The organism is Streptomyces sp. NPDC088923 (assembly GCF_044749745.1).
GTDB lineage: Bacteria > Actinomycetota > Actinomycetes > Streptomycetales > Streptomycetaceae > Streptomyces.
In genome coordinates, this window is the sequence record NZ_JBIVIO010000010.1 from 48,147 (window position 1) to 70,140 (window position 21,994).

Consider the following 21,994-nt stretch of genomic DNA (forward strand, 5'->3'; position numbering starts at 1 on the left):
GTGGGTGCGGGGAGCGGGGCGGGTGCGGCGGGAGCGCCGCCACGGGGTGGGGCTCAGCCGATCGGCAGGCCGCCGAGGAGGCCGCCGACCGGGAGGCCGCCGAGGAGCCCGGCGGCGGGGAGGCCGCCGACCATCGGGGCGTTGCCCTGGCCCTGGCCGCCCGCGCGGGCCTGCTGGACCTGGCCCGCGAGCTGACCACCGGTCTGCTCGACGGAGTGGACGGCACCGGCGACCGTCTCGTTCTCCAGCGGGTTCTCCGTGATCTCGCCGGAGGCGACCTGCCCGGCCACGTCGCCCACCGGCAGGGCGCCGGTGACGGAGCCGAGGGGCAGGGCGCCGAGCGCGTCGGTGGGCGCGGCGGCGGAGGCGGTGCCGGTGGCGGCGGCACCGGCGGCGAGGACGGCACCGGCGGCGAAGACTGCCTTGGCGAGCTTGTCGTGCTTCATGTGTCTGGGTCCCTCTCAGGGGTGGGGGGCGGACGCAGAGCACAACGGGCGGGGACGGGCGGGGGTCACGGGTCGCGGCGCGACTCGGGGGCGCGAGGGGGGCGCGGGCGGGGGCGCGGGGCAGGGCGCCCGGCGTCGCTCCGTACCCCGCGCCCGGCGCGTTACGGCAGGTTGCGGGCCATGACGATGCGCTGGACCTGGTTGGTGCCCTCGTAGATCTGGGTGATCTTCGCGTCGCGCATCATGCGCTCGACCGGGTAGTCGCGCGTGTAGCCGTAGCCGCCGAGGAGCTGGACGGCGTCCGTCGTGACCTCCATCGCGACGTCCGAGGCGAAGCACTTCGCCGCCGCGCCCTGGTAGGTGAGGTCGGCGTCGCCGCGCTCGGAGGCGGCGGCGGCCTGGTAGGTGAGGGCGCGGGCGGCGGAGATCTTCATGGCCATGTCCGCGAGCATGAACTGGATGCCCTGGAAGTCCGCGATGGCCTTGCCGAACTGCTTGCGCTCCTGGACGTAGCCCTTGGCGTAGTCGAGCGCGCCCTGCGCGATGCCGAGAGCCTGCGCGGCGATGGTGATGCGGGTGTGGTCGAGCGTCTTCATCGCGGTCGCGAAGCCGGTGCCCTCGGCGCCGATCATGCGGTCGGCCGGGATACGGACGTTGTCGAAGTAGACCTCGCGCGTGGGCGAGCCCTTGATGCCGAGCTTCTTCTCCGGGGCGCCGAAGGAGACACCCTCGTCGCCCTTCTCGACGACGAACGCGGAGATGCCCTTGCTGCGCTTGGTCGGGTCGGTCACGGCCATGACCGTGTAGAACTCGGAGACGCCCGCGTTGGTGATCCAGCGCTTGACGCCGTTGAGGACCCAGAAGTCACCGTCGCGCACGGCCTTCGTCTTCATCCCGGCCGCGTCCGAACCCGCGTCGGGCTCGCTGAGCGCGTACGAGAACATCGCGTCGCCCTTGGCGAGCGGCCCCAGGTACTTCGCCTTCAGCTCCTCGGAGCCGGAGATGACGACGGGCAGCGAGCCGAGCTTGTTGACGGCCGGGATGAGCGAGGAGGAGGCGCAGACGCGGGCGACCTCCTCGATGACGATGACGGTCGCGAGGGCGTCGGCCCCGGCGCCGCCGTAGGTCTCGGGCACGTGCACGGCGTGCAGGTCGGCGGCGGTGAGCGCGTCGCGCGCCTCCTGCGGGAAGCGGCCCTGCTCGTCCACCTCGGCGGCGTGCGGGCCGATCTTCGCCTCGGCGAGGGCGCGGACCGTCTCGCGGAGCATGTCGTGCTCCTCGGCCGGACGGTACAGGTCGAAGTCGGACACGGTGCTGGTCTCCTTCTCGAACGGCCCGGCGCGAACGGTCCCGGGGGGTGCCGCGAAGGGCCCCGGGAGTTTCCCCGCACGCTCATTACCGGTTAGTAACCTACGGTTCCGAATGATAGGCCGCGAAGCCTGCCGCGCCTACGGAACGCGCACCTTGAGTGACCTTTCCGACAGCCCGCGCGCGTTCCCGGCCGCGCCCCCGAAGCGCTCCGGCACCCGCCGACTATGCTCGGCATCCGCCGGGGAGGCGCCCGCGCGACCCGCCGGTCGGCCGCTCCGGCGGCGCGTACGCAGCCCCGCCACGTATCCCCGTCGCACAGGAGCCGTCCATGAGCCAGCCGCCGGTCCAGTCCCCCCGGATCACCGTCATCGGTCTCGGCTATCTCGGTGCCACGCACGCGGCGTCCATGGCGGAGCTGGGCTTCGACGTGCTCGGCATCGACGTCGTGCCGGAGAAGATCGAGTCGCTCTCGCGCGGCGAGACCCCGATGTACGAGCCGGGCCTCGAAGAGGTGCTCCGCAAGCACGTCGCGGGGCTCGACGGCTCCACCAAGCGGCTGCGGTTCACGAGCTCCTGGGAGGAGATCGCCGACTTCGGCGACGTCCACTTCGTGTGCGTCAACACCCCGCAGCGGCAGGGCGACCTCGCCTGCGACATGAGTTACGTGGACAGCGCCGTCGAGTCGCTGGCGCCGCTGCTCACCCGCCCGGCGCTCGTCGTCGGCAAGTCGACGGTCCCCGTGGGCTCGGCCGAGCGCCTCGCGGCGCGACTCGCGGAGCTGGCCCCGGCGGGCGAGGGCGCGCGGCTCGCGTGGAACCCGGAGTTCCTGCGCGAGGGCTTCGCCGTCGAGGACACCCTCCACCCCGACCGGCTCGTCGTCGGGGTGCGCGACGAGGAGTCCGAGGAACTGCTCCGTACGGTGTACGCGGGCCCGATCGCGGAGGGCACGCCCTTCCTCGTCACGGACTACGCGACCGCCGAGCTGGTGAAGGTCTCCGCGAACTCCTTCCTCGCCACGAAGATCTCCTTCATCAACGCGATGGCCGAGGTGTGCGAGGCCGCGGGGGGCGACGTCTCGCAGCTCGCCGAGGCCATCGGCTACGACGCCCGTATCGGGCGGAAGTTCCTGCGCGCCGGGATCGGCTTCGGCGGCGGCTGCCTGCCCAAGGACATCCGCGCCTTCATGGCCCGCGCGGGCGAACTCGGCGCCGACCAGGCGCTGACCTTCCTGCGCGAGATCGACTCGATCAACATGCGCCGCCGCGCGCAGATGGTGGACCTCGCGCGCGAGACCGTGGGCGGTTCCTTCCTCGGCGTGCGGGTCGGGGTGCTCGGCGCGGCCTTCAAGCCGGACTCCGACGACGTACGGGACTCGCCCGCGCTGAACGTCGCGGGGCAGATCCACCTCCAGGGCGGCCAGGTCACGGTGCACGACCCGCGCGCGATGGCGAACGCGGCGCGCGTCTTCCCGACGCTGGGGTACGCGGACACGGCGCTGGACGCGGTGCGGGGGGCGGACGTGGTGCTCCACCTCACGGAGTGGGGGGAGTACCGGGAGATCGATCCGGCGGAGATGGGTGAGGTCGTGCAGCGGAAGGTGCTGCTGGACGGGCGGAACGTGCTCTCCGCGGAGCGGTGGCGGGAGGCCGGGTGGACGTACCGGGCGATGGGGCGGCCGAACGCCTGAGTGGCCTCCCGGGGCTCCGCCCCGGACCCCCGCTCCTCAAACGCCGGAGGGGCTCATTTGGCCTGACCCTTGCACGTCACAACCCCAGTCCCGGCACCGCCCTCGGCGTCAGCTCGTCCCGCTCCTCCAGCCTCGCCGTGCTCGGGCCGCGTCTCGCGCTCGTCGCTCTTGCCGTCTCGTCCGCCTCCTTCAGGACGCGGACGACGTTCTCCCAGGTGAGCGCGGCCAGTTCGGTGTCGCTCCAGCCGCGGGCGCGCAGTTCGGTGAGCAGCGGCGGGTAGCCGGTGGGGTCGGTGAGGCCCTCGGGGTGGGGTTCGCCCGTGTCGTGGGCCCCGCACAGGGCGACCGCGCCGGGGCCCGCGACGGCGCGGACGTGGTCGATGTGGTCGGCCGTGTCGGTGAGCGCGGGGCCGGTCAGCGGCTCGGTGAGCGGGACGAGGCACAGGCCGCCCGCTGCGCCGAGCGCGGCGAGCACCGGGTCCGGCGCGTTGCCCGCGTGCGCGCGGACGGCGGCGGCTCCGGCGCGCAGGAGCGAGGGCGCGCGCGAGATGTCGAGGACGCGCGTGACGACGGCGGCGGGTGCGCCGGTGAGGTCGAGCAGCGTCCCGAGGCGGTTCGCCTCCCGTACGACCTCGGTCCCGAAGACGCTCAGCCCCTCCTCGCCCGCCCAGCGGGCCCCCGCGAGGGTCAGGGAGCGGACGCCGAGTTCCGCGAGGGTGCGCAGGTTCGCGAGCGAGTCGTCGATGCCGCGCGCGTCGGCGGGGCCGGGGACGACGGCGATCCGGCCGCGGCCGTGCGCGTCGGCGACGTCGTAGGAGGTGCGGGCGAGGCGCAGGGCCCCGGGGTGCGCGGCGACGACCGCGCGCGCGAAGTCGAGTTGTTCGAGGGTGCGGGTGAGGCTCGCGCCCTCGTCCCCCGGCACCTTGAGCGACCAGAACTGCGCGCCGACCCCGCCGGACCGCAGTCGGGGTATGTCGGCGCCGAGCGCGCTGTCGCCGAGTTCCAACTCGCACCAGGGCAGGTGGCGCAGCGTCCAGGCGAGCCCGCTGTAGCCGTCGGCGACCGGGTGGGCGGCGAGCAGGGCCGCGATGTCCTCGGGCGCGGAGCGCGGCGCGGTGGCGTCGCCGCCGAGCGGGTCGGTGCCTTCGGGGAAGGGGTCGTCGGGGAGGGCGTCGTCCCGCAGGTGCGCCATGGAAGGGCTCCGGTGCTCGCTCGGGTACGGGGGCGGTGGTACGGGGATGGTGCGCCCACCGTGCCACGGGGCCCGCCGCCCTTCACGCCGGAGCGGCCGATCGGGTGACGGTACGGGGCGGGGGCCGCCGGCCGCCCCCGCCCCGTACCCGGGTCTCAGTGCCCGTCGCGGGGCGTCACGAGGTGACGAGCGTCAGCCCGTACCGGCCGAGGATCTCGTTGACCGGCTGGAACCACGTCTCGCCGCCGCTCGTGCAGTTGCCGAAGCCGCCGGACGTCACGCCCTGCGCCTGGTCGCCGCTGATGAACGCGCCGCCGGAGTCGCCGGGTTCGGCGCAGACGTTGGTGTGGGTGGCCTGGTAGACCGGTCCGTTCGCGTAGTTGATGGTCTCGTTGAGGCCGAGGACGGTGCCGCAGTGCCAGTGCGAGGTCGAGCCGGAGCGGCAGATCGAGCTGCCGACCGGGGCCACGTTGGAGCCGCGCACGAGCTGGTCGGAGACGGTGCCCCAGCCGAGCACGACGGGGGTCGTCCACCAGCCGCTGCCGACGTTCACCCAGGCCATGTCGTCGCCGGGGAAGGTCGAGCCCTGGATGTTGCCGATGTAGCTGTTGTCCCAGCCGTAGACGGCCTGTCCCGGCTGTCCGCAGTGCCCGGCGGTGACGAAGCCGCCGACGACCGAGAAGCCGATGGAACAGCGGACGTTGCCGGTGTAGAAGGGGTCGCCGCCGACCGTTCCGGCCGCGAGCGGGCGGGGCTTCTCGGGGGCGCCCTCGACGGCGTGGACGGCGACGGGTCCGGCGGCCTCGGCCTTGGCGAGGAAGGCGCGGACGGCCTTGTCGGAGCGGTCCTTGGCCAGGACGTCCACGACGACGCGGTTGGTGCGCGGGTCCACGCGCCAGCCGGTGACCGAGGTGGGCGCCTTGATGGAGTCGATCTCCCGCTTCACAGCGACGAGTTGGGACTCGCTGTGCCGCGCGTCGGTGCGGACCTGAGCGCCGGTGGAGCGGACGGCGTCGGCGGTACGGGTGCCGGTGAGCGCGACGGTGAGCGTGCCCTTCTTCGCGTCGAACCAGGAGCCGGCGAAGGCGGAGCCCGCAGCCTTGCGGGCCGCGCGGTCGGTCTTCGCGGCCTGCTTCTCGGCGGCGAGCCGGGTCTCGGCCTGCTGCGCGGTGAGGTGGAAGTCCTTCTGCAGGGCGGTCAACAGCCCTGCAGAGGCGGGCTTTTCGGGCCTGCTGTCCGCCTGGGCGGTACCGGTGGCCCCGGCGGCGACGCCGAGACCTCCCAGGAGGGCGAGCGTGGACAGGGCGATGCGTATGACGGGTCTGCGATGCATGGGGGTGACGGCCTCTCGTTGTTCCAGGAGTGGGGGTGGAACAACGACGCCCCGACGCTGTGGGGGCGCCGCATTGACGAGAGTAGGCACGCCGAACAGGCCAGGCATAGACCAATGTTCGCCACTGTTGGTTCGTGTCCGGTTCCGCGACAAGTTTCAACAAGAAGCCGAATGGCGGGGGTTGGGGATGCGGCAGCCCCAACCCCCGTGCGGATACTGCTACTTCCCGCCGTCCAGCTCTTCGATCGTCGCGTTGGACGGGCCGCGCCCGCGCTGGATCTCCTTCGCGGCGATCTCGGCCTCGCGCAGGACGCGGACCGCGTTGGACCAGGTGAGCTTGGCGAGATCGGCCTCGGACCAGCCGCGGGTGAGGAGTTCGGCGACGAGGTTCGGGTAACCGGCGACGTCGTCGAGGTCCTTCGGCGTGAAGGCGGTGCCGTCGTAGTCGCCGCCGATGCCGAGGTGGTCGATCCCGGCGACCTCGCGCATGTGGTCGAGGTGGTCGGCGACGGTCGAAGCGGTCGCGAAGGGGCGGGGGTTGGCCTCCTCGAAGGCGCGGTGCGCCGCCATCGCGGCGGGCGTCGTGTCGAGGTGGTGGAAGCCCCGGGCGCGCAGGTTCTCGTCGGCGCGCAGCGTCCACTCCCCCGCCTCGGGGAGGATGAACTTCGGGACGAACGTGGCCATCGCGACGCCGCCGTTGGCGGGCAGCCGCTCCAGGACGTCGTCCGGGATGTTGCGCACGTGGTCGCAGACGGCCAGCGCGGAGGAGTGCGAGAAGATCACCGGGGCCTCGCTCGCGTCCAGCGCGGCGCGCATCGTCGCGGGGGCGACGTGCGAGAGGTCGACGAGCATCCCCAGCCGGTTCATCTCGCGCACGACCTCGACGCCGAAGCGCGTGAGCCCGTCGTGAGCGGGCTCGTCGGTCGCGGAGTCGGCCCAGTCGGTGTTGCTGTTGTGCGTGAGCGTCATGTACCGGACGCCGAGCGCGTACAACGCCCGCAGCGTGCCGAGCGAGTTGGCGATCGAGTGGCCGCCCTCGGCGCCCTTGAGCGAGGCGATCCGGCCCGATGCGCGGGCGGCCTCCATGTCGTCGGCGGTGCGTGCCTCGGCGAGCCGCTCGGGGTAGCGGGCGATGAGCTGGTCCACGCAGTCGATCTGTTCGAGCGTCGCGGCGACGGCCTCGTCCCCGGCCAGTTCGGCCGGCACGTACACCGACCAGAACTGCCCGCCGACGCCCCCCGCGCTCAGCCGCGCGAGGTCCGTGTGGAGGCTGCCGCGCTGGTCCTCGGCGATGTCGAGCCGCCCGAGGTCGTACCGCACCTGCTCGCGCAGGGCCCACGGCAGGTCGTTGTGCCCGTCGACGACCGGGGCGTTGGCGAGCAGCGCGCGGGCTTCTTCGAGCCGGGCGGGGGAGGGCTGGGGGGTGGCCAAGGCGGGACCTCTTCTCCGAAAGGGGGACGGGGGCGGCCCCGCGCGGAACGCGGCGTCACCCCCGTGACGTACGAGGAAGAACGTACGCCGGGCCTCAGCCCCCGAACCCGAAGCCCCCGCTCGCGTTCTGCGCTGCCTTCGTCCGCAGCCGCTTGCCCTTCTCCGTGGCCTGCGCGTTCAGGTCCTGCTGGAAGTCGCGCATCCGGGCGAGCAGCTCGGGGTCGTGCGCCGCGAGGACGCGGGCCGCGAGGAGGCCCGCGTTGCGCGCGCCGCCGACCGAGACGGTCGCGACGGGCACTCCGGCGGGCATCTGCACGATGGAGAGCAGCGAGTCCATGCCGTCGAGGTACTTGAGTGGCACGGGCACGCCGATGACCGGCAGCGGCGTCACGGAGGCGAGCATCCCGGGCAGGTGCGCCGCGCCCCCCGCCCCCGCGATGATCGCCTTGAGGCCCCGGTCGGCCGCGTCCTCGCCGTACGCGATCATCTCGCGCGGCATCCGGTGCGCCGAGACGACGTCGACCTCGTAGGGGATCGCGAACTCGTCGAGCGCCTTCGCCGCGGCCTCCATGACGGGCCAGTCGGAGTCGGAACCCATGACGATGCCCACGAGGGGCTGGGCGGTGGTGCTCACTCTGTGATCGTCCCTCGCAGGTAGCCGGCCGCGTGCCGCGCGCGCTCCAGGACCTCGGGCAGGTCCTCGCCGTAGGTGTTCACGTGGCCGACCTTGCGGCCGGGCTTCACGCCCTTCGCGTACATGTGGATCTTCAGCCCGGGGTCGCGGGCCATGCAGTGCAGGTACGCGCTGTACATGTCGGGGAAGTCGCCGCCGAGCACGTTGACCATGACCGTCCACGGCTGGCGCGGGCGCGGGTCGCCGAGCGGGAGGTCGAGCACGGCCCGCAGGTGGTTGGCGAACTGCGAGGTCGCCGCGCCGTCCTGCGTCCAGTGCCCGGAGTTGTGCGGCCGCATGGCCAGCTCGTTGACGAGGACGCGGCCATCAAGCGTCTCGAACAGCTCGACCGCGAGGTGCCCGATGACACCCAGCTCGTTGGCGATCCGCAGCGCCATCTCCTGCGCGATCCCGGACAGCTCCTCGTCCAGGCCGGGCGCGGGGGCGATCACGGTGTCGCACACGCCGTCGACCTGCTGCGACTCGACGACGGGATACGCGACGGCCTGCCCGTGCGGGGAGCGCACGACGTTCGCGGCCAGCTCCCGTACGTAGTCGACCTTCTCCTCGGCGAGGACGCGGACCCCGGCGCGGAAGGGCTCGGCGGCCTCCGCCTCGGAGCCGACGACCCACACGCCCTTGCCGTCGTAGCCGCCGCGCGTCGTCTTGAGGACGACGGGGTAGCCCTCGCCCTCCTCGGCGAACTTCGTCACGTCCGCCGGATCGGCGACGAGGCGGTGCCGGGGGCACGGGACGCCGAGCTCGCTGAGGCGGGCGCGCATGAGGCCCTTGTCCTGCGCGTACACGAGCGCGGCGGGCCCCGGACGGACCGGGATGCCCTCGGCCTCCAGGGCGCGCAGGTGCTCGGTGGGGACGTGCTCGTGATCGAAGGTGATCACGTCGCAGCCGCGCGCGAAGTCGCGGAGCACATCGAGATCGTGGTAATCCCCGACGACGACCTCGTGCGCCACGAGGGCGGCCGAGTCCTGCGGGGTATCGCTGAGCAGCTTGAACGTGATGCCGAGCGGGATGCCCGCCTCGTGCGTCATACGCGCGAGCTGACCACCGCCGACCATGCCGACTACGGGGAATGTCACCTCCCCAGCCTATCCGTTCTTGCTGGTCCACCCGGTGGCCGGGCGCCCGGCGGCCGCAGCGCCTAGCATGGCCGGGACCGTCCTTACCCGTCTCCTGGGGACAAACGCCTTATGACGAACGCCAGTGCCCCGCCCTCGCGGCTGAGACGCATCGTCGCGGAGCTGGCGAAATTCGGCGCGGTCGGCGGCGCGGGCGTGCTCGTGAACATGGCCGCCTACAACCTCGTACGGCACTTCACCTCGCTCGCCTACGTGCGCGCGAGCGTCATCGCCACGATCATCTCGATCGTCTTCAACTACATCGGGTTCCGCTACTTCACCTACCGCGACCGGGACAAGTCGGGGCGCAAGCGGGAGCTGGGGCTCTTCGCGTTCTTCAGCGCGATCGGGCTCGTCATCGAGAACGGGGTGCTCTACGCGGGCACGTACGGCCTCGGCTTCGACACCCCGCTCCAGACGAACGTCGTGAAGTTCTGCGGCATCGGCGTCGCGACGCTCTTCCGCTTCTGGTCCTACCGCAGCTGGGTCTTCCGCGCGCTGCCGCCGAACGACCAGGAGACGGTGCGCGAGGTGACGGCGGCCGTCCGCGAGGCGGAGGCGGCGTTCACGCACCCGGGCGGCCACCACGGCCCGTACGGGGGACCGCACCGCGCCCCGCAACCGGCCCCCGTCGTCGCACATCGCACGCCCGCCCCCGAGCGCCAGGGCCAGGGCAGGCACCGCAAGCCCCGCCGCGTGCACGTGGACTGAGCCCTTCCGCCGTACCGGCCCGGGAGGGCACCCGTGCCTCAGCGCACCGTCGGCGTCTGTCCGCCCTCCTCGCCCGGGCTCGGCTTGCGGGGGCGGGTGCGCGAGAGGAAGAGCGCGAAGACGGGCGGCTTGCCCTGGAGGAGTTCGAGCCGGCCGCCGTCCGCCTCGGCGAGGTCGCGGGCGACGGCGAGGCCGATGCCGGTCGAGTTCCGGCCCGAGATCGTGCGCTCGAAGATGCGCGCGCCGAGGTCGGGCGGCACCCCCGGACCCTCGTCCGTGACCTCGATGACGGCCTGGTTGCCGACCGCGCGGGTGCGCAGCGCGACCGTACCGCCGCCGTGCATGAGCGAGTTCTCGATGAGCGCGGCGAGCACCTGCGCGACCGCGCCCGGGGTGCCGACGGCGCGCAGGTGGCGGGGGCCCGAGCGGACGATGGCACGGCCCGCGCCCCGGTAGGCGGGCAGCCACTCCTCGACCTGCTGCTTGACGACCTCGTCCAGCTCGAAGGGCACGGCGGAGCCGTTGCGCGGGTCGCGGGAGTTCGTGAGCAGCCGCTCGACGACGGCGGTGAGGCGCTCGACCTGGTTGATCGCGATGTTCGCCTCCTCCTGCACGGTGTCGATGTCCTCCGTGAGGGTGATCTCCTCCAGGCGCATCGACAGCGCGGTCAGGGGGGTACGGAGCTGGTGCGAGGCGTCGGCGGCGAGGCGGCGCTCGGCGGTGAGCATCCGCGCGATGCGCTCGGCCGAGCCGTCGAGCACCTCCGCGATCCGGTCCAGCTCGGGCACCCCGTACCGCTTGTGGCGCGGGCGCGGATCACCCGAGCCGAGGCGCTCGGCGGTCTCGGCGAGGTCGGTGAGCGGCGCCGCGAGGCGGTTGCCCTGCCGGATGGCGAGGAGCGCCGCGGCGATGATCGCGAGGAGCGCGACGAGGCCGATGATCATGAGCGTGCGGCCGACCTCGCGCGTCACCTCCGAGCGCGGCTCCTCCACGGTCACCGACTCGCCCGCCTCGCCGCGCTCGGTCGCCTTGATGACATCCCCGCGGGGCTTGCTCCCGATCTCGATGGGCGCGCGATGGCGCAGCCGTACGACCGCGTAGCGTCCCTCCTCGACCTGATCGCGCAGGATCTCGGAAGTGATCTGCTCCTCGGCGATCAGCCTGCTGTCCACGATCGACACGAGCCGCACGGCCTCGGAGTCCACCCGCTCCTGCGCGCTGTTGGTGATCGTCCGGGTCTCCACGATGACGAGCGAGAGACCGAAGACGGCGATGACGACGAGGACGACGGCGAGGGTGGACGTGATGAGACGGCGACGCATGGTGCCATCCTGGCAGGTCGGCGGTTCGGGGGTGCCCTGTCAGCGCAGGGTGCGCCCACTCCCGCGACGCCGCCCCGGACCCCGCTCCTCGGTCTCCCCGGCCTTTCGGTCGGGGGACCCCTGAGGGGCTGGGTTTCCCACCCGCCGAAGGAGGACGTTCACCCGCAATCACTGACCGCTTTCCTGCCGTTCGCCCTCGCGCTGAGCCAGGCCGCCAGGTCCTGGAAGGACTCGTTCAGCAGCCCGCCGTGATCCGCGTTCGCGTACGTCTTGTACTGGACCGTGTCCTTCAGCCCGCAGAGCTGCCCCTTCAGCTTCTCCGTGAGCTTCGGGGCGACGGTCGTGTCCTCGCCGCCCTGGAGCAGGAGGACCGGGCCCGCCGACTTGGCGTGGGCGGGCTGGGCCTGGGCGAAGAAGTCGCGCAGGGCCTCGCTCCTGCCCCAGTCGGCGTTGACGAGGGCGGGCGGCTGCGGGTCGAGCCCTTCGAGGTGCTCGCTCAGCGGCGCGAGGCACAGCCGCTCGGCCGCCGGGATCTGCCGGACGAGGCGGGGCGGCAGCAGGTCGGAGTACGCGACGGACGGCGTCGAGCGCTGGGCGCCGATACCGAGGTACGTGAGGTACGCGGCGGCGCCGCCCCAGCCCCGCGGGTACGGCGGCTTGAGCTTCGCGAGCGCGCCCACGGCGTCCCCGAGGTTGCTCGCGGGGGCCAGTGAGACGGTGCCGAGGTACTTCAGGTCGCTCGCCCGCTTCGCCGCGATCTCGCCCGCCCCGAGCGCGGCGGCGCCGCCCTGCGAGTGCCCGACGGAGAACCACCGCTTACCGAGTGCGGAGTCGAGGTGCCGGGCGGCGCGCACGCTGTCGACGACGGAGTTGCTCTCGGGCCGGAGCTGGAGGTAGCCGTGGACCCGGCCCGGGAAGCCGAGGTCGGGGTAGTCGGTGCCGACGACCGCGTAGCCGCCGCGCAGGAGGTTCGTGATCAGCTTCTCGTACTGGTCGTCCGGGGCGGGGTAGAGGTTGGCCGCCCGCGAGGGCGCGCAGTCCGGGCCGACCCCCGCGGTGCCGTGCGCCCAGGCCACGACGGGCCAGCCGTCCTTGGGCGGGGTGCCCTTCGGGGTGAGCGCGAAGCCGGTGACGGCGAGGGGCTCGTCCTTCTCGCCGTCCGAGCGGTACATGATCCGCTTCGCGCTCGCGGCGGCCTCCGCGAGACCGGGCGTGACCTCCAGGGGCTCGCTCGCGAAGACCTCGCCGGCCGCCTTGCCCCTGATGGTCCGCGCGGCGGGGTACGTGTAGAACGAGGCGACGCCGGCCGAGGCGGAGCCGCTGGGGCTGGGCGAGGCGGTCCCCGCGCTCGACGTGCTGGTCACCGCCCCGCACGAGGCCACGAGCCCCCCGGCCACACAGAGCCCGACCGCCCGCACGATCCCCTTGCTGACACCCACAGCACACCCCTTCGCCGACTAGCGCTCACGCTAGGTCGCGAAGCCCCTCAAGGCGACAAAAAGGGACCAAAAGGGGCAAGAAGTGAAACCGCCTCCCACCGCACAAGCCCAAATCTCAGCCCGTCCGGCGCTTGAGGACAAAGGCCAAAGGCCGATCCCACCCCCACCACACAAGCCCACATCTCAGCCCGTCCGGCGCTTGAGGACAAAAGAGGCCGCAGGCCGATCCCCCGTGAACCCCCCGGAGGGCCTCAGCTCTTCTCGAACCGGAACCCCACCCCCCGCACCGTCGCGATGTACCGCGGATTCGCCGCGTCGTCCCCGAGCTTCTTCCGCAGCCACGAGATGTGCATGTCCAGCGTCTTCGTCGAGGACCACCACGTCGTGTCCCAGACCTCCCGCATGAGCTGGTCCCGCGTGACGACGCGGCCCGCGTCGCGGACGAGCACGCGGAGGAGGTCGAACTCCTTCGCGGTGAGCTGAAGTTCCTCGTCGCCCATCCACGCCCGGTGCGATTCGACGTCGATGCGGACGCCGTGCGTCGCGGGGGCCTCCTTGGCCTCACCGGCACCGCGCCGCAGGAGGGCCCGGACGCGGGCGAGGAGTTCGGCGAGGCGGAAGGGCTTGGTGACGTAGTCGTCGGCGCCGGCGTCGAGCCCCACGACGGTGTCGACCTCGTCGGCGCGCGCGGTGAGGATCAGGATCGGTACGGGGAGTCCTTCGGCGCGGAGCCTGCGGGCCACCTCCAGGCCGTCCATGCCCGGCAGGCCGAGGTCGAGTACGACGAGGTCGATGGCACCCTGCATGCCGGCCTCCAAGGCGGCGGGCCCGTCCTCGCGCACCTCCACCTCATAGCCCTCGCGCCGCAGGGCACGGGCCAGCGGCTCTGAGATGGACGCGTCATCCTCGGCGAGCAGTACACGGGTCATGCCCTGATGGTAGACCGCGCGCGGACCCCCGGGCGGGCCCTCACCGAAGGCCGGGCGCCGTCCGGCCCACCGCCGGGGACGCGGCTTGTGCGCGCGCTGTCGTACGGCTGTGTCAGCCGCGTACGGCGGCGCGCCCCGCCCCCGTGCCACCCCCCTCCCCCACCCGTCGAAACGAAGCCACTGACGCCCCATCACCCGTGATCTCGCTCTCCCGTTCCCTTCCTCACCTGTGATCGATGCCTCATTCCGCACGGGGAACCCGGCGGGTGCTTTAGGCTGAGTAAACGTCTGACGCACGGATCACGGACCTTCGCAGGTGCCTGCCGCACCCGAAGGTCCTCGTCGTATCGGTCTCCCGCACCCCACGCGGGCCCGCCGCGACTCGTCAATGACCTGTGGCCGGGCTCCGGGTGCGAGGAAGCACTCGGGGCGTGGTTCCTGGTGCGCCCCCCCACTCTCTCGTCGCGCTCCCCCTATGGGCGCGGCGACCGCGTCGGACGTGGGAGGAAGGGTGCGTACCGGTGCCGGCCTTCCCCCACGCAAGGAACGACCCATGGCGCCCAGCCTGACGAAGGACGCCACCGGCACCGTCACCGCCGGTAGCGAAAAGACCTTCTTCGGCCACCCCCGCGGACTGGCCACCCTCTTCATGACCGAGATGTGGGAGCGTTTCAGCTTCTACGGCATGAGGGCCCTGCTGCCCCTCTATCTCGTCTCCTCCGGCGGCCTGCACATGAACGCGGGCACCGCCACGGCGATCTACTCCGTCTACCTCGCGACGGTCTACCTGCTCGCGATGCCGGGCGGCTGGATCGCCGACCGCTGGTGGGGTCCGCGCCGGACGACCGCGATCGCGGCGGGCGTCATCATGTGCGGCCACCTGCTGCTCGCCCTGCCGGGAGAAGGCGTCTTCTTCGGCGGGCTCGCGCTCGTCGCGATCGGCTCGGGGCTGCTCAAGTCGACGATCTCGACGATGGTCGGGCACCTCTACAAGGGCCCGGAGGACCCGCGCCGCGACGGTGGCTTCACCGTCTTCTACATGGGCATCAACCTCGGCAGCTTCGCCGCGCCGCTCATCATCGGCACGGTCGGCGAGAACGTGTCCTGGCACCTGGGCTTCGGCCTCGCGGCGGTCGGCATGGCGCTCGGACTCGGGCAGTTCCTGCTCGGTTCGCGGCACCTGAGCCCCGAGAGCAGTGTCGTGCCGAAGCCGCAGGCGCGTGAGGAGAAGCTCGCGACGATCCGCAAGGGCCTGCTGTGGGCGCTCGTCGCCGCGGTCGTGTACGGGCTGCTCGTCGCGACCGGGGTGTACACGCTCAACTGGGCGCTGGTCCCGATCAACGTCGCGGGGCTCGTGATCCCGGTGGTGGTGCTCGCGCGGATCAAGCGGGACAAGGAACTGGACCGCGCGGAGCGGTCGAAGATGTCCGCGTACATCTGGTTCTTCGTCGCCGCCGCGCTCTTCTGGATGATCTACGACCAGGGCGGCTCGACGCTCTCGCTCTTCGGCGACGAGCGGACCACGAACAACCTCCTCGGCTTCGACTTCCCGACCTCGTGGTACCAGTCGGTGAACCCGGTGTTCATCATGGCGCTGGCACCGGTGACGGCGTGGATCTGGCTGGCGCTGAACCGGCGCGGCAAGGAGCCGAGCACGGCGACGAAGTTCGCCTCGGGGCTCTTCCTCATCGGCGTCTCGTTCTTCGTCTTCCTGATCCCGCTCCTGGACACGACGGCGGACGAGCGCGTGAGCCCGATGTGGCTCGTCGCGATCTACTTCGTGCAGACGGTCGGCGAGCTGTGCCTGTCCCCGGTGGGACTTTCGGTGACGACGAAGATGTCCCCCGCCAAGTACAGCTCCCAGATGATGGGCGTCTGGTTCCTCGCGGTCACGGCGGGAGACAGCGTGACGAGCCTCCTGTCCCTCGCGGGCGTCAACCTCGACCGCTCGGGCATCGTGGCAGCCCAGGCAACCCTGGCAGCCCTCGCGGGAGCGGCGATCTTCATGTACCGGCGGACGGTACGGACGAAGATGGGCGAGGTCCACTGACGGACGCGAAAACGCCGGAGGGGCTGGATCTCATGCGAACCGCATGAGATCCAGCCCCTCCGGCGTTTGAGGAGCGGGTGCCCGACAATCCAGCCCCTCCGGCGTTTGAGGAGCGGGGTCCGGGGCGGAGCCCCGAATCACGGGGTCTGGGGCGGAGCCCCAGGAGATCGGGCTCGGGGCGAAGCCCCAGGAGCCCTCCCCCTAGGCGGGGGCCGCCACCTCCGCCCAGACCCGCTTACCCGGCACGCCCTCCACCCGCGCCACCCCCCAGTCCACCGAAAGCCTCTGCACGATGAACATCCCGTGCCCCCCCGGCCGCCCCGCCTGATGCGGACGCCTCGGCTCCGGCTCCCCCGCTCCCAGGTCGGCGACCTCGATCCGCAGCGTCTTGCCATCCGTACCGAGGACGAGTTCCTCCGGGCCCTCCGCGTGGAGACACGCGTTGGTGACCAGCTCGGAGACGACGAGGAGGACGTCCTCGGCCGCCGCCTTGCGGTCCGCGCCGTCGGCGGGCAGCCAGCCCCAGGCGTGCAGCGCCTGCCGCGCGAAGTCACGCGCCATCGGCACGACGCCGCTCTCGCCCACGAGGGCGAGGCTGCGGGTCTGCCGGCCGCCGGGAGCGGACACGCCACCGGAAGCGGGTACGCCACCGGAGCCGCCCACGCGGGCGCCGGGCCCGCCCTGACCGGGACGGTCGTCCGGCAGTTGCGGCCGGGTGGTGCTCATCAGTGCTTCACCTCACCGAATCGCCGGATTCGCCAGTTCTCAGTGCACACTTTCGACACTTCAAGTCTCTCGGGGACCCGGTAAGGAGGGTCCTGACTGCTGCGGGGGTCACGGGGATCTCCTGCCCGAGAGCGAGCGGCGGACACCTGCGGATCACTCCCCGCCCCCGTATCGTGACCCGCCGCCCGCCGCGCGCTCAGCCGGTGAGCGCCTCGGCGAGGGTGGGGTGCACCTGGAAGACGGCGTCGGCGCCGGTGATCTCGAAGACCCGCGAGACGACCGGCTGCATGGCCGCGAGGTGGATGCCGCCGCCCGCCGCCTCGGCCCGCAGCCGGGCGCCGAGCAGCACGTTGAGGCCCGTGGAATCGCAGAACTCCAGCTCGGAGCAGTCCAGCACGATCCGGTCCCGGCCGGCGTCGAGCTTGCTGTCGAGTGGTTCACGCAACAATTCGGCGGTGTGGTGATCCAGTTCACCGGCGAGCGCGACCACGACCCAGGGGCCCTCTTCGCGTACCTCGACGCGGAGCCGTCCCCTGTTCGCGCTGCCGACCGTCCCGCGGTCCATGCCGTCTGTCTCCTGAGCCTCGTCGTCCACCAGGCCGCGCGGCGGCGTGGTGGAAACACCTCGCGCCTCACGGCCTGTGTGCTGACCCGGCGTCCACCCGCACTGACCCTCCGCGACGAAGGCGCGGGCGAGTTCTGGGCAGAGGTACGCCGATGTTCTCGAACACTACGCCCTCGACGGCCCTCCCGGTAGCCGAACATCCGCCCTAAAGGGGACATTTGGCGCGCATCGGACTTGCGGTCACTGTGCGCGAGCGGGTAGGGCTAGAAGGACGCATTCGATACAAGCCGGCTTTGGAGGCGCCGCACACCGCAGTGCACGTATTGGCATCGGCAGCCATATGCCGAGAACGATGGAGGACATCATGTCATCCCAGCTCGACGCATCGCGGGCGAATCCGGCGACGTCGACCATCCCCGCTCCTCGTCCCACGGACGCGGCGAAGCGGGACCTTGCCCTGGACCCCTCGGCCTTCCGGTCCCCCGCCGACGTACCCGAACTGGCGGATCTCCCGGAGATCCCGCCTTTCGACGAGGTGGGGCCGCTGGACGCACGGGCCCTTTCCAAGAACCTTTTCGAACGACTCGAAGACCTCGACGAGGGCACTCATGCCCACTCCTACGTGCGCAACACGCTCGTCGAGCTGAATCTCGCCCTGGTGAAGTTCGCCGCCTCACGGTTCCGCTCCCGCAGCGAGCCGATGGAGGACATCGTCCAGGTCGGCACGATCGGCCTGATCAAGGCGATCGACCGCTTCGAGCTCTCGCGCGGTGTGGAGTTCCCCACCTTCGCGATGCCGACGATCATCGGCGAGATCAAGCGTTTCTTCCGTGACACCTCGTGGTCGGTGCGGGTCCCGCGCCGGCTCCAGGAGCTGCGCCTCGACCTGGCGAAGGCCGGGGACGAGCTGGCACAGCGCCTGGACCGCGCCCCGACCCCCTCGGAGCTGGCCGACAAGCTCGGCATCGAGCGCGAGGAGGTCATCGAGGGGATGGCGGCGTCGAACGCGTACACCGCCTCCTCGCTGGACGCGCAGCCCGAGGAGGACGACAGCGAGAGCGCGCTGGCCGACCGGCTCGGTTACGAGGACCACGGCCTGGAGGGGATCGAGTACATCGAGTCCCTGAAGCCGATGATCGCGCGTCTCCCGCAGCGGGACCGGAAGATCCTCTCGCTGCGCTTCGTCGCGAACATGACGCAGTCGGAGATCGGCGAGGAGCTGGGCATCTCCCAGATGCACGTCTCGCGCCTCCTCTCGCGGACCCTCGCGAAGCTCCGCAAGGGGCTGACGCTGGAGGAATGAGCCCACGCTCTTTCCGGCTTTGATCTGAACACGTGCGCTGCGGCAGTGCGCGAGAGGCCCGTCCCGCCCCCGGGACGGGCCTCTCCGTGTATCCCCTGCCCGCACGTGCCAAAGACATGCGCGCGGGGCAATTCCCTTACGGAACGAGCACGTTCGGCACCGAATCCGCACGGCCCGCCACGCCGCGCGGACACGACGGAGCCCGCCGCCCCCTGACGGGAAACGACGGGCTCCCGCGATCGCCTCAGCCCTCGCGCACGCTCCCGAGGAACCGCGCGAACGCCGCACGCCCGAACTCGATCACGGGACCGCCGTCCGCACGCTTGCTGTCCCGCACGGGCATGGTCCGCTCGCCGACGGCCACCTCCACGCAGTTGCCACCGTCAGCGCCGCTGTAGCTGCTCTTCACCCATGTGTGCGCCAATCGCTTTCCCCTTGTTTGGACGACCGCTCGCCGTCCCCGGTACCAGGACACGGAGGTTTCCGGTACGAATCGGCGGTGATATCAGCCCTCGCGGACACTCGCCAGGAAGCGCGCGAACGCCGGCCGACCGAACTCGATCATAGGACCACCGTCCGCACGCTTGCTGTCCCGCACGGGCATGGTCCGCTCGCCGACGGCCACCTCCACGCAGTCTCCGCCGTCAGCGCCGCTGTAGCTGCTCTTCACCCAGGTGTGCTCGTGCTCGTTCGTCATTCGCATTCCCTTTGCTTCGCCAGTCGTTGGAACAGCTCGGCCGACTGCGCCCCCGACATGGCGCTCTCGCGCAGATGATCACACAACGACACGGCGGACTTGACCGCGTCAGCAGAACTATCCACCGTGCCACCCCCGTTCTGGGATTCAGCGTAAACGAACTGGGATCCATCCGGATCTGTGACCACCGTGAACGGCAAGTGCGCGGGAGGAGCCCCGTCGTCCGCCCTCAGCACCTGAAGCGTGATCCCCGGCCGCTCGCTCAGCTCGATCAGGTGCCTCAGCTGGCGCGCCATCACCGCGCCACCACCGACGCACGTGCGCACCACGCCTTCCCCGACGACGACCCACAGGCGCGGAGGATCGGCGCGCGCGAGCACTTCCTGCCGTCGCACTCGCAGGTCCACGCGCGCCTGAATGTCTTCACCGCTCTCGTAAGCGAAACGTGCACGGTAAACGGCCGCCGTGTATTCCTGAGTCTGGAGCAGGCCCATGAGCAGAACGGGGCTGTAGTTCGTTATGGCGACAGCCTTCGCCTCCAGCTCCGCATACGGCTTGAACCAGTCCGGATCGGTGGCCCCGAACAATTCCGTATGCCTGTCCGCGTACACACCGGGCGCACCTGCCACGACGTCCATCTGCGCGGCGAACGCCGGAGTGGCCGGGACCGAGCCGGTCTCGACGCGCGACACGAGCGTTTGATGGCAGAACATGCGCTTGGCGAACTCCGCTTGGCTGAGCCCCAAATGCTCGCGCAGTGCCAGGGTGTAGACACCGAATTTCTTCGACGCCTTCGCACGGCGCTCAAAATCGCTCACGCGTTCAACCTCCCTTTTCAGATGGGGAGTTGCAACAGCCAGGGCCCCTATTGAATACCAAACCGCCCTTTAACGGCGTGCTCCCCGCACTATCGCAGAGCGTCGATGGCGCGCACGATCAGGGTGCGGGCATCGGCCCCGTAGACCGCCATGCCGCGCAGCTCATCGAACGCCGCCAGGTACAGCGCGACTTCGGACGGCTGGTTGATGTTCACCTGGGCCGAGAGCAGTTCGACGGAGACAAGCGTGTCGTCGTACACGCTGAACGTCTCCTGGACCCATGCCGGGCGGGCCGGCGTCGCCATGGGAATGATGCCGAGCGAGACGGCGGGGAGCGCGCCGACGCTGAGCAGGTGCCCCAACTGGGCCGCCATCGCGTCCCCGTCGCCGATCTGGTACCGCAGAGCGGCCTCTTCCAGGAGGAAGACGAAACGTCGGCGTCCGGGCCGGTGCACGACCTGGGAGCGTTCCAGCCGCACGGCCGCCGCCTCTTCGCCGTCGTCGGAAACGCCGAGCAGGCGCGCGTTCGTGCTGAGCAGGGCTTCGGCATATCCCTTGGTCTGGAGCAGGCCGGGAACGAGGAACGTGGTGTACACGCGGAAGAGACTCGTGGCCTGGAAGAGGCTCACGTAGCTCTCTTGCAGCTGACGCAGCCCGGTGCGCGCCCGGCGGCGCCACTCGGTGTAGAGGGATTCGGCGTGGAGGGAGGCCGCGATCAGGTCGTCCGTCTGTGGGGCCGCGTCACAGGCCCGGCACCACAGGCGGATGTCCGTCGGCGAGGGTGGGGTCCGCGCGTTCTCGATGCGGCTCGTCTTCGCATGGTGCCAGCCGCACTCGGCGGCCAGCCCCACGACCGTGAGCCCCGCCTCGCGCCGCAGTTCCCGGAGCCTGCGCGCGACGTTCTGGCGCGCGGACTGGGCGGACGAGGAGGGGGACACGGACATGGGGTGGCCTACCAGTGTGCTGTCAGCGGATCTTGTACTCGTCGTGGGGAACTGCACGCTCCCAGACGCGCTCGAAGGCGTCGACGCATCCTTCGACGACCTCGGGATCGGTGCACAGTTCCATGTCGGGGGCGGCCCATTCGCCGTTCCCCGTGAAGTGGTTGAAGAGAACGGTACGGCCGTCGAAGACCCACAGGTCCGCGCCGGGGAGAAGGAGCGTGGCGGCCAGGGGCCGCGGAAGCCAGCGAACTTCCTCGCCGGCGAGCAGGTTGACGTCCGTCCCTGCGTGCTCGTAGCGGATGTACTCGGTGACCGGTTCCGAGACGACACGTGCGCGACGGACGCGCACGCCGCGCGCGCGGGCCCGGGAGATCAGCTCGACCCACGGCGTCCAGTACGCCGAACCCGGGTCCGTGTCCCGCTCACCGGTCGCACGCCAGTGGACGAAGTCCTCGGCCTCATCGCCCACCCCGTACTCGTCGCGCATCTCCAGGTGCACAGCGGAGGTGCGGGCCGAGTCCATCAGCTGCCTAAAGTCGATCTGCGGCATCGCACGCCTCCCGGAGCAGGGGGATCAGGTGGGCGGGGAAGCGAATGACCGTCTCGTGGGGCGGAATTCCCTTCGCGTGTCCTGGGGCGGTCTTCTCGACGCACTCCTGGAGGGTGTTCTCGTCCGCGCGGTAACTCTGGAGCACCACGTCGCCGGTCTCCCGGTCCACCCACGCCGTGGGTGAGACGTTCTGACCGGTGTTGGGGTCGATGCCGACGAACTGTAAGGCCACGGCGGAACCTCTCTCGCATCAGGTGCGGATATGTGCGCCACGATCCCGCTGCGGGCCTTCGCGGTCAAGGGGACGACCACGCATACCACTAGGCCGAGTTAATGGATGCACATCCGTGCACTGGCTCTCCCGTCCGGCGCCTCGGCGCTCTACCTTCTGTCGTCTGCGGGCGACCCCGGTGTTCACCGCCGCCTCGCTCGACACGATGTCCACCCGCCGAGAGGGAGCACCCCATGACCTCCACCCAGCACCCCGCGCCCCCGTGGGGAACCACTCGCCTGCGCCCCTTTCCCACGACGACCGTCGCCCCGGCCGTCCGCACCGAAATCGACCCGCGAAGCCAACTCGGCGTCTCCCGCGACTGCTTCGGCCACGTCGTGGAGATGGGCGGGCACGGGACCGGCACGGCGGTGGAGACCTCGACGATCACGAGTCCCGATGGGCAGAACGGCAACGACCAGGGCCACGACCAGTCGACCGACCAGGACTGAAGGGCCGC

General features: G+C 71.3%; 23 protein-coding genes. 5 read left to right on the plus strand and 18 right to left on the minus strand.

The features are described 5' to 3' along the window. Window positions 1-53: 53 nt before the first annotated feature. Both ACIP4O_RS27720 and ACIP4O_RS27725 read right to left on the minus strand, forming a co-directional pair. Window positions 54-446, minus strand: a complete 393-nt coding sequence (locus ACIP4O_RS27720) for a hypothetical protein (protein ID WP_164289385.1) — start codon at window positions 444-446, stop codon at window positions 54-56. Between the two features lie 161 nt (window positions 447-607). Continuing rightward, window positions 608-1,714: an acyl-CoA dehydrogenase family protein gene (locus tag ACIP4O_RS27725; RefSeq protein WP_401578831.1), complete on the minus strand. Its 1,107-nt coding sequence runs from the start codon at window positions 1,712-1,714 to the stop codon at window positions 608-610. A 371-nt stretch (window positions 1,715-2,085) separates the two neighbouring features. Between ACIP4O_RS27725 and ACIP4O_RS27730 the strand changes: the two genes are divergently transcribed. Next, window positions 2,086-3,444 (plus strand): UDP-glucose/GDP-mannose dehydrogenase family protein, encoded by a 1,359-nt coding sequence (locus ACIP4O_RS27730; protein ID WP_361328729.1) that lies wholly within the window; start codon window positions 2,086-2,088, stop codon window positions 3,442-3,444. A gap of 76 nt (window positions 3,445-3,520) precedes the next feature. Here the strand turns inward: ACIP4O_RS27730 and ACIP4O_RS27735 are convergent, their stop codons facing one another. The 5 genes from ACIP4O_RS27735 to ACIP4O_RS27755 form a co-directional block, all read right to left on the minus strand. Next, window positions 3,521-4,636, minus strand: coding sequence for a membrane dipeptidase (locus tag ACIP4O_RS27735; RefSeq protein ID WP_401578570.1), 1,116 nt, complete (start codon window positions 4,634-4,636; stop codon window positions 3,521-3,523). A gap of 175 nt (window positions 4,637-4,811) precedes the next feature. Further along, on the minus strand, window positions 4,812-5,969 hold the full coding sequence (locus ACIP4O_RS27740) for a S1 family peptidase (RefSeq protein WP_401578572.1): 1,158 nt from the start codon (window positions 5,967-5,969) through the stop codon (window positions 4,812-4,814). Between the two features lie 219 nt (window positions 5,970-6,188). Beyond that, window positions 6,189-7,400 carry a dipeptidase gene (locus ACIP4O_RS27745; protein WP_401578574.1) on the minus strand — a complete coding sequence of 404 codons (1,212 nt, stop codon included), beginning with the start codon at window positions 7,398-7,400 and terminating at the stop codon, window positions 6,189-6,191. A gap of 94 nt (window positions 7,401-7,494) precedes the next feature. After that, window positions 7,495-7,998, minus strand: a complete 504-nt coding sequence (purE, locus tag ACIP4O_RS27750) for a 5-(carboxyamino)imidazole ribonucleotide mutase (protein WP_401578833.1) — start codon at window positions 7,996-7,998, stop codon at window positions 7,495-7,497. 32 nt (window positions 7,999-8,030) lie between these two features. Next, window positions 8,031-9,170: a 5-(carboxyamino)imidazole ribonucleotide synthase gene (locus tag ACIP4O_RS27755; RefSeq protein ID WP_401578576.1), complete on the minus strand. Its 1,140-nt coding sequence runs from the start codon at window positions 9,168-9,170 to the stop codon at window positions 8,031-8,033. A gap of 111 nt (window positions 9,171-9,281) precedes the next feature. Here ACIP4O_RS27755 and ACIP4O_RS27760 point away from each other — a divergent pair, with 111 nt between their 5' ends. Beyond that, entirely contained in the window at window positions 9,282-9,920 is a 639-nt protein-coding gene (locus tag ACIP4O_RS27760; RefSeq protein ID WP_401578578.1) for a GtrA family protein, read from the plus strand. A 38-nt stretch (window positions 9,921-9,958) separates the two neighbouring features. On the opposite strand, the gene ACIP4O_RS27765 is transcribed toward ACIP4O_RS27760, so the two are convergent. From ACIP4O_RS27765 to ACIP4O_RS27775, 3 genes are all read right to left on the minus strand, one after another. Continuing rightward, window positions 9,959-11,242: an ATP-binding protein gene (locus ACIP4O_RS27765; RefSeq protein ID WP_401578580.1), complete on the minus strand. Its 1,284-nt coding sequence runs from the start codon at window positions 11,240-11,242 to the stop codon at window positions 9,959-9,961. Between the two features lie 158 nt (window positions 11,243-11,400). Beyond that, a complete protein-coding gene (locus tag ACIP4O_RS27770) occupies window positions 11,401-12,681 on the minus strand; it encodes a lipase family protein (RefSeq protein WP_401578582.1) in 1,281 nt (426 codons plus the stop codon). 251 nt (window positions 12,682-12,932) lie between these two features. Further along, window positions 12,933-13,610 (minus strand): response regulator transcription factor, encoded by a 678-nt coding sequence (locus ACIP4O_RS27775; RefSeq protein ID WP_010262370.1) that lies wholly within the window; start codon window positions 13,608-13,610, stop codon window positions 12,933-12,935. Between the two features lie 553 nt (window positions 13,611-14,163). On the opposite strand from ACIP4O_RS27775, the gene ACIP4O_RS27780 reads away from it, so the two are divergent. Continuing rightward, the gene (locus ACIP4O_RS27780; RefSeq protein WP_401578584.1) at window positions 14,164-15,660 is read left to right on the plus strand and encodes a peptide MFS transporter; all 1,497 of its coding nucleotides are present in this window, start codon (window positions 14,164-14,166) and stop codon (window positions 15,658-15,660) included. A gap of 201 nt (window positions 15,661-15,861) precedes the next feature. On the opposite strand, the gene ACIP4O_RS27785 is transcribed toward ACIP4O_RS27780, so the two are convergent. Both ACIP4O_RS27785 and ACIP4O_RS27790 read right to left on the minus strand, forming a co-directional pair. Next, on the minus strand, window positions 15,862-16,386 hold the full coding sequence (locus ACIP4O_RS27785; protein WP_401578585.1) for an ATP-binding protein: 525 nt from the start codon (window positions 16,384-16,386) through the stop codon (window positions 15,862-15,864). 196 nt (window positions 16,387-16,582) lie between these two features. After that, the gene (locus ACIP4O_RS27790) at window positions 16,583-16,951 is read right to left on the minus strand and encodes an STAS domain-containing protein (RefSeq protein ID WP_164291637.1); all 369 of its coding nucleotides are present in this window, start codon (window positions 16,949-16,951) and stop codon (window positions 16,583-16,585) included. A 352-nt stretch (window positions 16,952-17,303) separates the two neighbouring features. On the opposite strand from ACIP4O_RS27790, the gene ACIP4O_RS27795 reads away from it, so the two are divergent. Then, window positions 17,304-18,254, plus strand: coding sequence for an RNA polymerase sigma factor SigF (locus ACIP4O_RS27795; protein ID WP_401578835.1), 951 nt, complete (start codon window positions 17,304-17,306; stop codon window positions 18,252-18,254). Window positions 18,255-18,498: 244 nt separating this feature from the next. On the opposite strand, the gene ACIP4O_RS27800 is transcribed toward ACIP4O_RS27795, so the two are convergent. From ACIP4O_RS27800 to ACIP4O_RS27825, 6 genes are all read right to left on the minus strand, one after another. Beyond that, on the minus strand, window positions 18,499-18,678 hold the full coding sequence (locus ACIP4O_RS27800) for a DUF397 domain-containing protein (protein ID WP_401578588.1): 180 nt from the start codon (window positions 18,676-18,678) through the stop codon (window positions 18,499-18,501). Window positions 18,679-18,759: 81 nt separating this feature from the next. Further along, complete coding sequence (locus ACIP4O_RS27805; RefSeq protein ID WP_401578589.1) at window positions 18,760-18,951, minus strand: DUF397 domain-containing protein; 192 nt, start codon at window positions 18,949-18,951, stop codon at window positions 18,760-18,762. Next, a complete protein-coding gene (locus ACIP4O_RS27810) occupies window positions 18,948-19,769 on the minus strand; it encodes a Scr1 family TA system antitoxin-like transcriptional regulator (RefSeq protein WP_401578591.1) in 822 nt (273 codons plus the stop codon). Before ACIP4O_RS27810 ends, ACIP4O_RS27805 begins: the two co-directional genes overlap by 4 nt. 89 nt (window positions 19,770-19,858) lie before the next feature. Beyond that, window positions 19,859-20,713, minus strand: coding sequence for a helix-turn-helix domain-containing protein (locus ACIP4O_RS27815; RefSeq protein ID WP_401578593.1), 855 nt, complete (start codon window positions 20,711-20,713; stop codon window positions 19,859-19,861). Between the two features lie 22 nt (window positions 20,714-20,735). Beyond that, window positions 20,736-21,263 carry a DUF6879 family protein gene (locus ACIP4O_RS27820; protein WP_401578595.1) on the minus strand — a complete coding sequence of 176 codons (528 nt, stop codon included), beginning with the start codon at window positions 21,261-21,263 and terminating at the stop codon, window positions 20,736-20,738. Next, window positions 21,244-21,495, minus strand: a complete 252-nt coding sequence (locus ACIP4O_RS27825; protein WP_401578597.1) for a hypothetical protein — start codon at window positions 21,493-21,495, stop codon at window positions 21,244-21,246. Before ACIP4O_RS27825 ends, ACIP4O_RS27820 begins: the two co-directional genes overlap by 20 nt. Before the next feature lie 233 nt (window positions 21,496-21,728). On the opposite strand from ACIP4O_RS27825, the gene tgmA reads away from it, so the two are divergent. Continuing rightward, the gene (gene tgmA, locus ACIP4O_RS27830) at window positions 21,729-21,986 is read left to right on the plus strand and encodes a putative ATP-grasp-modified RiPP (protein WP_401578599.1); all 258 of its coding nucleotides are present in this window, start codon (window positions 21,729-21,731) and stop codon (window positions 21,984-21,986) included. Window positions 21,987-21,994 lie beyond the last annotated feature (8 nt).